Here is a 15,469-nt window from a genome sequence, read left to right as displayed (position 1 = left end):
TAGACTTGCCATAATAATTCCATTTGCTTTAACAATTGGCCGACAGGCCGACAGGCCGACAGGCCGCCGGATCGCCGGATCGCCGGCCTGGCATAAAGGCATCAACCATGGATCGTTTCGAGGAAATGCGGGTGTTCATACGGATCGCGGAGCGGCAAAGCTTCACGCGCGCTTCGGACGATCTGCAGATTCCGCGCGCCACCGTCACCAATCTGATGAAGCGCATGGAGCAGCGGCTCGGCGCGCGGCTTCTCGAGCGCACCACGCGCTCGGTACGCCTCACGCACGACGGGGAGGCGTACTACCGCCGTTGCGTGCGGCTGATCGCCGATATGGAGGAGGCGGAGGGCTCGTTTTCCAACATCGCGCCGAAGGGCTTATTGCGTGTGAATTTGCAGGGCACTTTGGCCCGGCACTTCGTCGTGCCGGCGTTACCGGTGTTTTTCGCGCGGTTTCCCGACATCGAGTTGACGATCGGCGAGGATGACCGGCTGGTCGATCTGGTGCGGGAGGGGATCGATTGCGTGTTGCGGGCAGGCAATCTGCAGGATTCGTCGATGGTGGGGCGGCGCGTGGCTCAGTTGCCGCAAGTGACGGTGGCGAGCCCGGCTTATCTGGAGGCGTATGGCGAGCCGGCTGATCCGGCGGCCTTGTCCACGCATCGCGCGGTCAATTACCTGTCCAGCGCGACCGGCAAGCCGGTGCCACTCGAATTCAGAGTCGACGGCCGCGACACGGCGACCTACCTGCCGTCGGTGGTATCGGTGACCGGCGCCGATCTCTACACAGGCTCGGCGGTGGCCGGCCTCGGCATCGTGCAAGTGCCGCAATACCGCGTGGCGGGTGAACTGGCGTCGGGGCGCCTGAAGATCATCCTCGCGGACTTCCCGCCGCCGCCGATGCCGGTTTCGGTGCTTTATCCGCAGACTCGCCAACTGTCGTCGCGTGTGCGTGTGTTTGCGCAGTGGTTGCGCGATATTTTCGAGGCGGCTGGGGCGCAGACGGGTTCGCGATAAACGTGTGAGTCCAGCGCGGGCGTGCGGCGCATGGCGCGTAATGGGGGGGCGCTCCGTGCTTTTGTGTAAGCCGCGCGGTGTATCGTGGGATCATACGTGCCGTGCTGAGCGATATTGCTTTTTGCACGCTACGGAATAACAGGAGCAGGACGATGATCGATGGACTGGTGGGCGGACGCTTGTACGGCGAGGCGCAGATTCGCACGGGGCAGAATGGCAAGCGCTTTGTGACCTGCAAGGTCCGGGCTACCACCAATGATGGCGATACGATTTTCGTCAACGTGATTGCGTTTGATGATGAGGTGCAGACTGCGCTGCTTGCTTTGAGCGATGCAGATAGTGTTGCGCTGAGTGGGGCGTTGACGCCCAAGGTTTGGACTGACAAGAATGGGTTGATTAAGCCTGCTGTGGATATGGTTGCACATAAAGTGCTTGTGGGATATCGGGGGGAAAGTTAATCGGTTTTCTGTACGCCGCAGGCAGTGCGGGTGTCGACGAATCGCCGGAATTCAAGGCGCTCAAAGCGCAGCGGCGCGTGGCCGCACTGCCGGTCGCCGAGGTCGTACGCGACGCGTGGCGCACGGTGTTGTTGTGTCTGGGTGCGAATGTGATCGGCGTGGCCGGTGCGTGGTTCGTCAATACGTTCATGCTCGCGGTGAGAGTCCGGTATTCGGCCATTTCATTGTCTTACCAGGTGTGCGCTGCATTGGCCGGCGGGTTGACGCCCTTGATCGGAACGTTGCTCGCGCATCGATATCCGGGAGCGTGGTGGCCGCTGGCCGTGTTTTATAGTTGCCTCGCCGGGGTCTCGCTTATTTGTATCAGTACGCTGGAGCGCCGTAAACGAGGCGTGGCGCGAGGTGTTGCCGAAGCGGCCTAGGGCGAGCTGCTTTGCCAGACATAAACCCGCTATTTCGTTGCCAGGATCATCCTGAACCCCCAAAAGCGTCCTAATATCAAGGCAAATGAAAAACGACGGGGGAAGCCATCATGTATCGTCATCGTTCGCTGGGTGTCGTGACAGGCGCGTCGCCGCTCGCCAGCGTCGACGTGTTGAGCAGGATGAGCACGGCCAGGCGCCGCCCAGGCGCGGCCAGGCCATTCGATTTCGTCCTCGAGCCGCAATCGTGGCCAGGACCGGCTTCGCTAAGCGCAGCGAGTGCGCCGTTCAAGATCCACGTGTTCGACACGATTCGCGCCTTCGAGAAACGCGGTGTCGATGCGATCGTCTTGCCGTGCTTCCTCAGTCACACCTTTATCGACGAACTCTCGGCGAACGTGGCTGTGCCGATCGCCAACATGATGGCCGCGCTCCTCGCGCATGTGCGGCAAGCATTTCCGTCGGTCCGCCGCATCGGCGTGCTGACTTCCGACACGATCCGCGCTAACGGACTCTTCGAACGCCATTTCGACAGTGCGCAGTTCGATGTGCTGCATCCGCGTCACGAAGCGGGTGTCGATCGCGTAACGAGCGCCGTGTATGGCGACGGGGGCATCAAAAGTGGCCATCTGACCGGGCGGCCAGTCGAGTTGTTGCGCGCGGCTTGCGTGGACCTCATTGCGCAAGGCGCGGAGATCATCGTGCCCGGGCTCGCCGAAATTCCCCTGGTGGCGCGCGTGCTCGGCACGCTGGAAGTGCCGTTCGTCGATAGCAATCTGGTCTACGGGCGTTACGTCGCGGCGGCGCACTATCCGCAGCCGGAGCGGCGTTTCAAGGTAGGCGTGCTGGGCGGGGTCGGCCCGGCGGCGACGGTCGATTTCATGGCGAAACTGGTGCGCAACACGCCGGCCGCGCGCGATCAGGACCACATCAAGGTGCTGGTCGAGCAGAATCCGCAGATTCCGGATCGCACCGAAGCGCTGCTCGGCAACGGCGACGATCCAACACTCGCGCTCTACGCCGCCTGCAGGACCCTCGAAGAGGGCGGCGCCGATCTCATCGCGATTCCGTGTAATACGGCGCATGCGTTCGTCGAACGGATTCAACCGTCGTTGGCCATTCCGATCGTCAATATGCTGACCTGTACCGCCGATCATCTGCGCGAGGCCTTCCCGAGCCTGCGTGAAGTCGGCGTGCTGGCCACCTCGGGCACGCTGGCGAGCCGGGTCTACGAGAAAGCGCTCGCGGCGTGCGGCTTCGTGCAGATCGCACCGGCCGAAGCCGCCCAGGCCCGCCTCATGAACGCGATTTACGGACCGGTCGGGGCGAAGGCGGGTTACCTGTCAGGCGAGTGTTGCGACGATCTCGCCGCGGCGGTGGATGATCTGGTCGTGCAAGGCGTGCAGGTCATCGTGCTGGGCTGCACCGAGTTGCCGCTGCTGCTGCGCGGCTCGACGCTGGCGCGGCCAGGCGGGCCGGTGGTGCGGCTTGTCGACCCGGCCGAGGTGCTGGCAAAACGCTGCGTGGCTTATGCGCTGGGCGAAAGCGCTGCGGCGCAGGCGGCTTCGGAACCGGCGGAGCCGGTGACGAGCCGGCTTAGCGTGGAAAGCGTTTGCGGTTAGACCCGGTTAGATCGGGCTGGAACAGCCGCGTGCGGCGGCGCCGCGCGGGAAAGCCTTGCAATTCCCACCCTCCGTCACCACTTCCTGACCCGCTGCGCGCTCCTTCCTGAAACGGCACAACGCCCGCTGATCGGCCGATCGGGGCGCGCCAGGCGCCGCCATTCATGGCCCGCAGCGCTGCGAAAGCGCGACCGTGCCGTGTCATGGAAAACTGTACAAATATACAGTATAGTATCCCGCTGTAACCCGGTCCCTGGCGTGTCCTCCCGCTAGCCGGGTGTCCCGAACTTGCGCGGTCGCGAGGCGTCCGTGAGAGGTGGTCCACTCATTCAGACGGTCGGAAAAATTGGCATCTAACGGAATTATCCGCATTCGCGGCGCGCGCCAGCACAACCTGAAGAACGTCGATCTCGACGTGCGAACCGGCGAAATGACGGTCGTCACCGGCCCCTCCGGTTCCGGCAAATCGAGCCTTGTGTTCGACACGTTGTACGCGGAAGGGCAGCGGCGCTACGTCGAAACCTTCAGCGCTTACGCCCGGCAGTTTCTCGACCGCATGGACCGGCCGCAAGTCGACCGGGTCGACGGCGTGCCGCCCGCCATCGCGATCGACCAGACCAACCCGGTGCGCAGTTCGCGTTCCACCGTCGGCACCATGACGGAACTCAACGATCACCTGAAGCTGCTCTACGCGCGCGCGGCCGAACTGTTCGATCGCCAGACCGGGCAGCAGGTGCGCCACGACACGCCGGAAACGATCTACGCCGAGCTGCTCGAGCGAACCGCGGCGCATGATCCGCGGCTGGTCGTCACGTTTCCGGTCGAACTGCCGGAGACGGCGTCCGAGCAGGAAGTGGAGCAATGGCTGTCCGCGAGCGGCTACACGCGTGTGCAGGCGCAGCGCGAAGTCGATTCGCCCACCGGCAAGCGCAAGCTGCTCGACGTAGTGGCCGACCGCTTCCGCCTAAGCTCGGTCGAGAAGCCGCGCGTGGTCGAAGCGATCGAGGCATCGCTCAAGCGCGGCGGCGGCCGCGTCAACATCTATGTGCTGCCTGCCGCGCCAGACGCGCGGGAGGCGCCGCTTGAGACGAATCCTCCCGAGCCGCAAATCTGGCGTTTCTCCACCGGCCTGCACAGCCCGGAGAGCGACCTGCGCTATGCGGATCCGCAGCCGGCGCTGTTCTCGTTCAACTCGGCTTACGGCGCGTGCGAAGTCTGCCGCGGTTTTGGCCGCGTGATCGGCGTCGACCTCGGCCTCGTGATTCCCGACGCGCGCAAGACACTGCGCGACGGCGCGATCAAGCCGATGCAAACGCCAGCCTGGAAGGAGTGCCAGGACGACCTGATGCGCTATGCGGCGAAAGCCGATATTCGCCGCGGCACACCTTGGGGCGAGCTGACGGACGCCGAGCGCGACTGGGTGATCAACGGCTCGCCGGACTGGAACGGCAAGTGGCAAAGCCATTGGTACGGCGTCAAACGCTTCTTCGAATATCTCGAATCGAAAGCGTACAAGATGCACATCCGCGTGTTGCTGTCGAAGTACCGCAGCTATACGCCGTGCGAGACCTGTGGCGGCGCGCGTCTGAAAACGGAATCGCTGCTGTGGCGTCTCGGCAGCAAGCAGAATGCGGACGAGGTGCTGGCGCCCGAAAAGCGCTTCATGCCGCGTGGCGTCGAATGGCGGCGCGCGCAACTCGAAGCCCTGCCGGGTCTGACCGTGCACGACCTGATGCTGATGCCGATCGAGCGCATCCGGCGTTTCTTCGATGAGATCAGCCTGCCGAGCGCACTGCTTGACGACGCACTCAAGCTGTTGCTCGCCGAAGTCCGCACGCGGCTCAAATATCTCTGCGATGTCGGCCTCGGCTATCTGACGCTCGACCGGCAAAGCCGCACGCTGTCGGGCGGCGAGGTGCAGCGGATCAACCTGACCACGGCGCTCGGCACGTCGCTGACCAAAACCCTGTTCGTGCTCGACGAGCCGAGCATCGGCCTGCATCCGCGCGATCTGAACCGGATCGTCGAGGCGATGCATCGGCTGCGCGACGCGGGCAATACGCTGGTGGTGGTCGAACACGATCCCTCCGTGATGCTCGCGGCGGATCGTCTGATCGACATGGGTCCGGGGCCGGGCGAGCGGGGCGGCTCGATCATTTACGACGGCGCGCCTGAGGCGATCCGCTCGTCCGGCACGCTGACGGGCGAGTACCTGGGTGGCCGGCGGCATGTGGCGGACGCGGCGCACTGGTCGCAACGTCCGGTGGATGACAGCACGCCGCGCATCGTGCTCGAAGGCGCGACCGAACATAATCTGCGCGACGTCACGTTCGAGATTCCGCTGCAGCGGCTTGTCTGCGTGACAGGTGTGTCGGGCTCCGGCAAGTCCACCTTGTTGCAGGACGTTTTGTATCCGGCCATGGCGCGGCACTTCGGTCTCGCCACCGAATCGCCAGGCGCATTCAGGAGCCTGACCGGCGCCGATCAGGTCACTGACGTGGTGTTCGTCGACCAGTCACCGATCGGCAAGACCGCGCGTTCGAATCCGGCCAGCTACGTCGGCGCATTCGACGAAATCCGCAAGCTCTTCGCCAAGGCCCCGCTCGCGCAGCAACGCGGTTACGGCCCCGGCATGTTCAGCTTCAACTCCGGCGACGGGCGCTGCCCGACCTGCGGCGGCTCGGGCTTCGAACACATCGAAATGCAGTTCCTGAGCGACGTCTACCTGCGCTGCCCGGATTGCGATGGGCGCCGTTATCGCGCGGAACTGCTCGAAGTGAAAATCGAGCGCGGCGAGCCGGCGCGTGCCTTGAGCATTGCCGACGTGCTGGAATTGACGGTGAGCGAAGCCACTGCCTACTTCGCCAAGGATGCCGAAGTATTGCGCGTGCTGCAGCCGATCGTCGACGTGGGTCTCGAATACGTGAAGCTGGGCCAACCGGTGCCCACGCTATCCGGCGGCGAAGCGCAGCGGCTCAAGCTGGCCGGCTTCCTCGCGGAATCGGCGCAGGCGCGCACCGCGCGCAGCGCGAAGCAGCCGGTCGCAAAACGCCTGTTCATGTTCGACGAGCCGACTACCGGCCTGCATTTCGACGACATCGCGAAGCTGATGCAGGCGTTCGGCAAACTGCTGGCGGGCGGGCATTCGCTGATTGTGATCGAACACAATCTCGACGTGATCCGTGCGGCCGACTGGCTGATCGACCTCGGTCCTGAAGGCGGCGACGGTGGCGGCAGGGTGCTGTGCGCGGGCACGCCGGAAGACGTCAAGCTGTGCCCGGAATCGCATACCGGCGAGGCGCTGCTGCAATACGACCGCGCGATGAACGCAGCGGCCGAACCGGCGTCGCAGGGCATTCCGCTGCAAAAGGCGTTGAGCGCGGCGCGTGCGCGGCGGGCGATCGAAGGCGAGGACGTGGTGCGCATCGTCAATGCGCGCGAACACAACCTGAAAGCGCTAGACGTGGACATCCCGCACGGCAAATTCAACGTGATTACCGGCGTGTCCGGTTCGGGCAAGTCCACGCTCGCCTTCGACATTCTGTTCCACGAAGGGCAGCGCCGTTACCTCGAATCGCTCAACGCATACGCACGGTCCATCGTGCAGCCGGCCGGGCGTCCCGAGGTCGACGCGGTGTATGGCATTCCGCCCACCGTCGCGATCGAACAGCGTTTGTCGCGCGGCGGCCGCAAGAGTACCGTGGCGACCACGTCCGAAGTGTGGCACTTCCTGCGCCTGCTGTATGTGAAGCTCGGTCTGCAACATTGCATCCACGACGGCACGCCGGTCACGTCGCAAAGCGTCGAATCGATTGCGGCGCAATTGCTGCGCGATCACAAAGGGCAGCACGTCGGTTTCCTCGCACCGCTGGTCGTGAACCGCAAGGGCGTCTACACCGATCTCGCCAAGTGGGCGAAAGCGCGCGGCAATACGCATCTGCGCGTGGACGGCGAGTTCGTGCCGGTGGACCCGTGGCCGAAGCTCGATCGTTTCCGCGAGCACACCATCGAGTTGCCGGTGACCGATCTCGTCGTATCGCCGGATAACGAAGCGGAACTGCGCCAGGCGCTCGATCAGACGCTGGAAATCGGCAAGGGCGTCATGCATCTGCTGGCGCCGCTCGACGGTTTGCACGAGGCGATCAGCGGCGGCCGCCCCACGGCGAAACTCGGCACGGTGAAGGTGCTGTCCACCAAGCGCGCCTGTCCTGTATGCGGTACGAGCTATCCTGAACTCGACCCGCGCATGTTCTCGTACAACAGCAAGCATGGCTGGTGTACGACGTGCGTCGGCACGGGTCTCGCACTGACGCGCGAACAACGCGCGGCGTACGACGACACGGTGATCGTCGACGACAACCGCGGCCGCGAGCAGAGCTTGCCTTCGGAGGAGCAGGAGCCGGAAGGTCTCGTCGACGAACCGTGTTCGGATTGCGCCGGTACGCGTCTGAACCCAACGGCACGCGCGGTCACGTTCGGCGAGCAGGCCATCGTCGACGTCGCGCAATGGACCGTGTCACACACGCGCGCGTGGATCGACACGTTGGAGATGACTGGCCGGGACGCGGAAATCGCGCGCGACGTGGTCAGCGAAATCGGCAGCCGCCTGCAATTTCTGGAGGAAGTCGGACTCGGTTATCTGAGTCTCGATCGCGCGGCGCCGAGCCTGTCCGGCGGCGAAGCGCAGCGCATCCGGCTCGCCGCGCAACTCGGCAGCAATCTGCAAGGCGTGTGCTACGTGCTCGACGAGCCGACCATCGGCCTGCATCCGCGCGACAACCAGATTCTGCTTAACGCTTTGCGCAAGCTGGGGGACAAGGGCAATACGCTGGTGGTGGTCGAGCATGACGAAGACACGATTCGGCGTGCCGATCACATCATCGACATCGGGCCGGGCGCGGGCAAGCGTGGCGGCACGCTGATCGCGCAGGGCAGTGTGGCCGATCTGTCGGCGCAGCCCGATTCGCTGACCGGGCAGTTTCTCGCCCATCCGATCGTGCATCCATTGCAGCCGCGCCGCGAAGTAGTCGTCGCGCCGGCCAAGCGCGCAGCCGCGGTACCGGAGAACTGGCTGACGGTGCATGGCGGCAAGCTGCACAACCTGCAGAACGTCACCGTCGGCATTCCGCTTTCACGGCTGGTGGCGGTGACGGGCGTGAGCGGGTCGGGCAAGTCGACGCTCGCCCGCGACGTGCTGATGGCCAATTTGCTCGATGCGGTGGGGCGCTCGGTGCTGTCGTCGCCGGCCACGCGGCGGGCGCGTGCGGTGGCCGAGACCCAGCCGGCGGCGAACCGGCGCTCGAGCGTGTTGGCGCGCACGGCGCCGCGTGCCCCGTTGAACGTCACGCATACATGGCAAGGGTGCGATTCGATCACCGGCTGGGAAACCATCGACCGTGTGCTCGAAGTCGATCAGACACCGATCGGCAAAACACCGCGGTCCTGTCCGGCAACCTACATCGGCGTGTGGGATGCGATCCGCAAGTTGTTCGCCGGCACGCTCGAAGCACGCGCGCGTGGCTACACGCCATCGCGGTTCTCGTTCAACACCGGCGAAGGACGTTGCCCCGCTTGCGAAGGGCAGGGTGTGCGCACCATCGGCATGAGCTTCCTGCCCGACGTAAAGGTGCCGTGCGACGTTTGCCATGGGCAGCGCTTCAACCCGGAGACGCTCGCGGTCACGTGGCGCGGCAAGAATATCGGCGACGTGCTGACCATGGAAATCGATGAAGCCGTCGAGTTCTTCGCGCCGATCTCGAACATCGCGCATCCCTTGCAATTGATGAAAGATGTCGGGCTCGGTTATCTGACGCTTGGGCAACCGTCGCCTACGTTGTCGGGCGGCGAAGCGCAGCGTATCAAGCTCGTCACCGAACTGAGCAAGGTACGTGACGACATCACGCGGCGCGGTCAGAAGCCGCCTCACACGCTGTATGTGCTGGACGAACCGACCGTCGGCTTGCATATGGCGGACGTCGCCAAGCTGATTCGCGTGCTGCATCGTCTCGCGGACGGCGGTCACAGCGTCGTGGTCATCGAGCACGATCTCGACGTGATTGCCGAGGCGGACTGGATCATCGATCTGGGTCCGGAAGGTGGCGTGGGGGGCGGCACGATTGTCGCCGCTACGGATCCAGAAGGACTCTGCCGCGTCGCAGCCAGCCACACCGGCGCGGCGTTGCGTTCTGTGCTCGCACGAACGCAGAGCGACCCGGCGGTAATCGCGGGTGAAGGAACCAACGGTTAATGCAGTGGAGCGACGCAACGGACTTTGCGCCGCTCCGTACGTGCGGGGCGTTCAGTCTGGCGAGCCGCACGCGCTCGGGTTACTCGCACCCCACTGCCACTTGAATGCGATGAACATGTGTCGAGGTGCCCGGCATGCAAAGCGGAGCATTACCGGTTTCGTCGGTGATATGTAATTAATTGGAATGTGTTTGTAATTGCATGGATGGCGTAATTGAAATGCGTATTTAGAGTGTCGTAAATACCGCTAAAAAGATTTGGAAGCATTTTTTTTCTTCTGCTATCTTCCCGCCCTTGGCCGGAGCCTCTCGTCGACGCCTGAAAATTACGTCGGACAACCTGCTCGGGGTCCGTCCAGGTTGCCATGCAATCCTCGCGAAAGGCCCGCCCGTTGGGCTTTCTCGCCACGTACCACCAGTGATCCGACGGCCGTTCATGGCGTGCGACCGCAGGCCGTAATAGCAGGCCGCAACAGCGGCTGCGTCCCAATTTTCGAGTTGCGAAAGGCGCGCTCGCATCTGTTCGACTCACGCTTATTCTTTTAAAGCGACGCGAATGCGGCACTGATTAGAGTGTCCTCTCTAAATTTAGTATGCTGCCATCAAAAAAAGTTTGACCATGCATTTTTTGTCCTGCTATTGTTGCCCCCCATGAAACGCATGGTGACAATCGCGCAAAAAGTTCAGGAGCCGCAGCGCGCTTCGATCAAATTGTCTCCAGCTGTTCATGCCAGACGGAAATGAGCGGATCGAATTCAATCTATTAGTAGTTCTACTTAGGTGGCTGTTCGATTAGTGTGAAGTGCCGCCCTGGCATCTCACAGCCGTACCCGTGCCATTGCACCTGGGTTGGGCCTTATGGCTCGAATTTTGGACTGCAAATCAACGGGCTGGGCGATGAGGATGAGTGTCTGAAGTGAACGTTGGTTGCCGTATGTAAGCGCGCTGCAGTGATAGAAATGAACGGTTCATGCCGGAGGAGTAAAGGTGGGTACGAAAGTCGAAGGGCAATTTCCGGCAGCAACGGCCCGTATGGAGAGGCCAGGACGCCCGCGTGAGTTTGGGCGCAAGCAGCAAAATCCAGTACGCCGCTTCGGCGGTATCGCGGTTGTTCTGCTCCTGCACATCGTGCTGATCTATGCACTCGTCAATGGCCTTGCCACCAAGGTTGTGCAGGTCATTCAGCATCCTATCGAAACGAAAATCATCGAGCCGGTAAAGCCACCTCCGCCGCCGCCGTTGCCCACCGTGCAATTGCCGCCGCCGAAGTTCGCACCGCCGCCGCCGCCGTTCGTCCCACCGCCGGAAGTGCAGGTGCAAACGCCGCCCCAGCCGACCATCACGCACCAGTCCGCACCGGTCGTATCGGCACCCGCCGTGGCGGCCGCACCGCCGGCGCCTCCCGCGCCGAGCAAGCCCGTCAGTGCTGAAGTAGGGGTTGTGTGCCCGAATTCGGATCAGGTCCGTTCGTCGATTCGCTACCCGAAGGAAGCGCAGGAGAACAACGTGACGGGCGATGTGCTGATCGAATTCGTAGTCGATCCGCAGGGCCATATTACGAATGAACGTGTTGCGAAGTCGGCAGACGATTCCTCACTCGATCGCGCAGCCTTCAACGCGGTCAAGCAGTTCACGTGCGTTTCCCAAGGCCAGGCTGTCCGTGTGCAAGTTCCGTTCTCGTTTAACCTGAACTGAAACCCACAGGCTGTTCGGTACCGGTAGCGATTTATCAGTCTTGGTTTAGAAGTTGTACTAATGAACTTGGAGCAGGCATGAAGAAGCGTACTCTCGCCGCAATGGCGGCAACCCTGTTGTTCGCCGTAACCACGGTGGATACCTTTGTGGCACCCCAAATGGCCCACGCGCAAGCTAGCGACGCCACCGCGTCGGCTGCTGCGCCCGCCACCGCCACACCGCAAACGGCCGGCTCGGCCGCCGACGAAGCCGTGCCGCCCCCGCAGCCGGCCACGTCCGAAGCCGTCAACAACCCGTATGGGCTGGGCGCGCTCTGGAAGAACGGCGACTTCGTCGCACGTTTCGTGCTGATTCTGCTGGTGCTCATGTCGATGGGCAGCTGGTACATCATGATCACCAAGTTCTTCGAACAGCTCCGTGCGAACCGTCGTGCGAAGAGCGCCGATGAACACCTGTGGACGGCGCCGTCGCTGGTCGAAGGCACGAAGCGGCTCGACGAAGCCTCGCCGTTCCGCTTCATCGCCGAAACAGCCATCGAGGCAGGCGAACATCATGACGAAGCACTGCTCGAAGCCGTCGACCGCAACACGTGGATCGACGCGTCGGTCGAGCGTGCCATCACCAACGTGTCGAATCGTTTGCAGGACGGTCTGGCTTTCCTCGGCACGGTCGGTTCGACAGCGCCGTTCGTCGGTCTGTTCGGTACGGTGTGGGGGATTTATCACGCGCTGACGGCCATCGGTATCGCCGGCCAGGCTTCGATCGACAAGGTCGCGGGCCCGGTGGGCGAGGCGCTGATCATGACCGCGATCGGTCTTGCCGTGGCGGTGCCGGCGGTGCTCGGCTACAACTTCCTGGTTCGTCGCAACAAGTCGGTGATGGAGCGTGTGCGTGCGTTCGGTGCGCAACTGCACACCGTCTTGCTCGCCGGCAGCCGGCGCTCGGCGCGCGCTTCGGCTCGCCACGCATCGCTGGTCCAATAAGCGGAGTCCGTCATGGCTATGAGCGTTGGGCAGGATGACAACGACGAGGTCATCTCCAGTATCAACACCACGCCGCTCGTCGATGTGATGCTGGTCCTGCTGATCATCTTTCTGATCACGATTCCGGTCGTGACACATACGGTGCCGGTGCAACTGCCGAAGGAGACGATCCAGCCGCTGCAGACCACACCCAAAAGTATCGTCATTGCGGTCAACCGCGACGGCGATTTCTTCTGGAACGAGAAGCAGGTGGATGCGCCTACGCTGCTGGCACGACTGAAAACCGTGTCGGTCATGACGCCGCAACCGGAAGTGCATGTGCGCGGCGATCAGAGCACGCGTTATGAATTCATCGGCCGTGTCATTACCGAGTGCGAACGCGCCGGTATCGCCAAGGTTTCGTTTATTACTGAGCCGCCCGCGCGCGGCGGCTAGCTTTGCATGGGATCGGACTAAGCGCTAAAGCGCCAACTCCGATCGACAGCTTTGCATGGGATCGGAGTAAGTGCTTTGCATGGGGCCAGAGTAAGCGCTAAAGCGCCAACTCTGGCCGACAGCTAAAGCGCCAACTCCGATCGACAGCTTTGCATGGGATCGGACTAAGCGCTAAAGCGCCAACTCCGATCGACAGGAGGTGATCATGGGAATGAACGTATCTTCGGGCGGTGGCAGTGCCGAACCGGATGTGATGGTCGATATCAACACCACGCCGCTAATCGACGTGATGCTGGTGTTGCTGATCATGTTGATCATCACGATTCCGATCCAGACGCATGCCATCAAGATGAACTTGCCGGTCGGCAATCCGCCGCCGCCGATCACGCAGCCAGAAGTGGTGCAGATCGATATCGATTTCGACGGCACCACCACCTGGAACGGCCAGCCGGTGCCGGACCGCGCGGCGCTCGAGTCCAGGCTTGCACAAGTGGCGGCCGAACCGGTTCAGGCGGAAATCCATCTGCGGCCTAACAAGCTGGTGCCGTACAAGGATGTCGCGGAGGTAATGGCGTCCGCGCAACGACTGGGCGCGACGAAGATCGGCCTGATCGGCAACGAGCAGTACATGCAATAGGGAAGTGCAATGCTAACGATCCATCAACGGTTCAAGCGCGCCGTCATTGCGGCCGCTATCGGAGGGCTGTCCGCGCTCGTCGTGCTGCCGGCCACGTCTCAAGCTGCGGACACGTTGCGGCCGGATGTGGCGAAGCCGCTGAACGCCGCGCAGGATCTGTATCGCGCGCACAAGTACAAAGACGCGCTGACGAAGATCGATCAGGCCGACGCCGTGCCGGGCAAAACGCCCTATGAAAGCTACATGGTTCAGGAGATGCGCGGCGCCGCGGCAGCGGCGGCCGGCGAATCCGGGGTGGCCGCTCAGGCCTACGAAACCTTGCTGAGTTCGGGCCGCCTCGCCGGTGCCGACGAGCAACGCACTAGCGCGGCGCTCGCAGGCATCTACTTCCAGCAGAAAAACTACGCGCAGGCCGCAAAGGTCGCGCAACGCTATCTGAAGGCAGGGGGCAGCGATCCCGACATGCGCACGCTGCTTGTGCAGTCTTACTACCTGTCGAACGATTGCGGCAATGTCGTGAGCCTGCTCAAGCCGGGCGTCGATGCGCAAGTCCGTGCCGGTCATGCACCCGACGAGTCGCAACTGCAATTGCTCGGCACGTGCGCGCAACGCGTGAAAGATGACGCGACCTACCGCAGCACGCTCGAAAAGCTGGTTGCCTATCATCCGAAGCAGTCGTATTGGGATGATCTGTTCAACGCGATTCGCAGCAAGCCTGGCTATTCGTCGGCACTCGATATCGACACCTACCGTCTGCGCCGTGCGACCGGCTCGCTCAGCACCGCTGACGACTACATGGAGATGACGCAGCTCGCCATCGTGGCCGGCAGCACGGCCGAAGGCAAACAGGTCATCGATCAAGGCTTTGCGTCAGGCGTTCTGGGTCACGATGCGCAAGCCGATCGCGAGAAGCGGCTGCAGGCGCTCGCCGCGAAACGGGCGCAAGCGCCAGCCGATCCCGCGAACCCCGTCGCGCCGGTCGACATCGGCTTCAACGAGGTCTTCGCGGGGCAGGCCAAGCAGGGTCTGACGGCCATGGACGCCGCGATTGCGAAGGGCGGAATCGATCACCCGGACCAGGCGCAACTGCATCTCGGTGAGGCGTACTACATGGCGGGCGACAAAGCGCGTGCCGTGCAAACCTTCCGCGCGGTGAAGGGTGCCGATGGTTCGGCCGACCTCGCCCGTTTGTGGGTGCTGGTGGCGTCGAAGTAACGCATCCGGTTTCCGATATGTCCCATCTTGCGAAGCGCCTCTATCGCGCGTGCCATAGGGAGGGTGTTGCACTCAATGAAACATAGTTCAGTTTCATCAAACTAATTTTGACTACGGGATTCTGTCTTGCTATGGTTTTGCCACTCGATAACAAGGCACAGGTCGCAGTTTCTATAGGAAGCAAAATTCGCGCGCTTCGTCAACGACTCAAGCGCACGTTGGATGAAGTGGCAACAACTGCGGGAATTTCCAAGCCCTTTTTGTCGCAAGTGGAACGAGGTCATGCAACGCCGTCGATTACATCGCTAGTTGGCATTGCTCGAGCTCTAGGTGTGACGGTGCAGTACTTCGTCGACACGCCAACTGAAGACAAGTCGGTCCGCAGGGCGAGTGAGCTGAAGTACTTCGGGTTCGACGGAACCGCGAATCTTTTTGGCCGACTGACGAACCTGTCGGTCGGCAGCAAGCTGGAAGGGATTCTCGTCAAGATGCCGGTGGGGCAGAACCCGTCTGAAGTTACGACGCATGCGGGGGAAGAGTTCTTGTACGTGATGAGCGGCCAGATATCGCTCACGTTAGAAGGTACAACGTTCGTATTGCAGGCCGGTGACACCGCGCATTACGAGTCCACTGTGCCTCACGCCTGGTGCAATACCGCCCGCGAAGAAGCCGTGGTCGTGTGGGTGGGCACGCCAAGACTGTTTTAGGTGCCTTTGCTCCGTGCTTTCGTTGAAAGCGGTC

Annotated in this window: 10 protein-coding genes and 1 pseudogene; all 11 read left to right on the top strand. The window is 62.6% G+C overall.

Annotated features, from left to right (window positions below):
• The first annotated feature begins 107 nt into the window (after nucleotides 1-107).
• A complete protein-coding gene (locus tag P3T22_RS21750; protein WP_063495402.1) occupies nucleotides 108-1,016 on the top strand; it encodes a LysR family transcriptional regulator in 909 nt (302 codons plus the stop codon).
• Between the two features lie 152 nt (nucleotides 1,017-1,168).
• On the top strand, nucleotides 1,169-1,474 hold the full coding sequence (locus tag P3T22_RS21745; protein WP_063495403.1) for a single-stranded DNA-binding protein: 306 nt from the start codon (nucleotides 1,169-1,171) through the stop codon (nucleotides 1,472-1,474).
• Between the two features lie 29 nt (nucleotides 1,475-1,503).
• Nucleotides 1,504-1,896, top strand: a pseudogene (locus tag P3T22_RS21740) (MFS transporter); the annotation flags it as partial.
• Nucleotides 1,897-2,006: 110 nt separating this feature from the next.
• Nucleotides 2,007-3,518: an amino acid racemase gene (locus P3T22_RS21735; protein ID WP_429326072.1), complete on the top strand. Its 1,512-nt coding sequence runs from the start codon at nucleotides 2,007-2,009 to the stop codon at nucleotides 3,516-3,518.
• Nucleotides 3,519-3,864: 346 nt separating this feature from the next.
• Nucleotides 3,865-9,765: an excinuclease ABC subunit UvrA gene (uvrA, locus tag P3T22_RS21730; RefSeq protein ID WP_429326071.1), complete on the top strand. Its 5,901-nt coding sequence runs from the start codon at nucleotides 3,865-3,867 to the stop codon at nucleotides 9,763-9,765.
• A gap of 1,030 nt (nucleotides 9,766-10,795) precedes the next feature.
• A complete protein-coding gene (locus P3T22_RS21725; protein WP_063495407.1) occupies nucleotides 10,796-11,458 on the top strand; it encodes an energy transducer TonB in 663 nt (220 codons plus the stop codon).
• Nucleotides 11,459-11,535: 77 nt separating this feature from the next.
• Nucleotides 11,536-12,441 carry a MotA/TolQ/ExbB proton channel family protein gene (locus P3T22_RS21720; RefSeq protein WP_063495408.1) on the top strand — a complete coding sequence of 302 codons (906 nt, stop codon included), beginning with the start codon at nucleotides 11,536-11,538 and terminating at the stop codon, nucleotides 12,439-12,441.
• A gap of 12 nt (nucleotides 12,442-12,453) precedes the next feature.
• On the top strand, nucleotides 12,454-12,876 hold the full coding sequence (locus P3T22_RS21715) for an ExbD/TolR family protein (protein ID WP_046566007.1): 423 nt from the start codon (nucleotides 12,454-12,456) through the stop codon (nucleotides 12,874-12,876).
• 205 nt (nucleotides 12,877-13,081) lie between these two features.
• Nucleotides 13,082-13,513 carry an ExbD/TolR family protein gene (locus P3T22_RS21710; protein WP_063495409.1) on the top strand — a complete coding sequence of 144 codons (432 nt, stop codon included), beginning with the start codon at nucleotides 13,082-13,084 and terminating at the stop codon, nucleotides 13,511-13,513.
• Nucleotides 13,514-13,522: 9 nt separating this feature from the next.
• The gene (locus P3T22_RS21705) at nucleotides 13,523-14,728 is read left to right on the top strand and encodes a tetratricopeptide repeat protein (RefSeq protein ID WP_063495410.1); all 1,206 of its coding nucleotides are present in this window, start codon (nucleotides 13,523-13,525) and stop codon (nucleotides 14,726-14,728) included.
• A gap of 131 nt (nucleotides 14,729-14,859) precedes the next feature.
• On the top strand, nucleotides 14,860-15,435 hold the full coding sequence (locus P3T22_RS21700) for a helix-turn-helix domain-containing protein (RefSeq protein WP_063495411.1): 576 nt from the start codon (nucleotides 14,860-14,862) through the stop codon (nucleotides 15,433-15,435).
• Nucleotides 15,436-15,469: the final 34 nt, after the last annotated feature.

It is taken from the genome of Paraburkholderia sp. GAS348 (assembly GCF_050434205.1).
In the GTDB taxonomy this organism is placed as follows: Bacteria; Pseudomonadota; Gammaproteobacteria; order Burkholderiales; family Burkholderiaceae; genus Paraburkholderia.
Note: the sequence above shows the minus strand (reverse complement) of the source record. Positions and strands in the feature narration are given on the sequence as shown.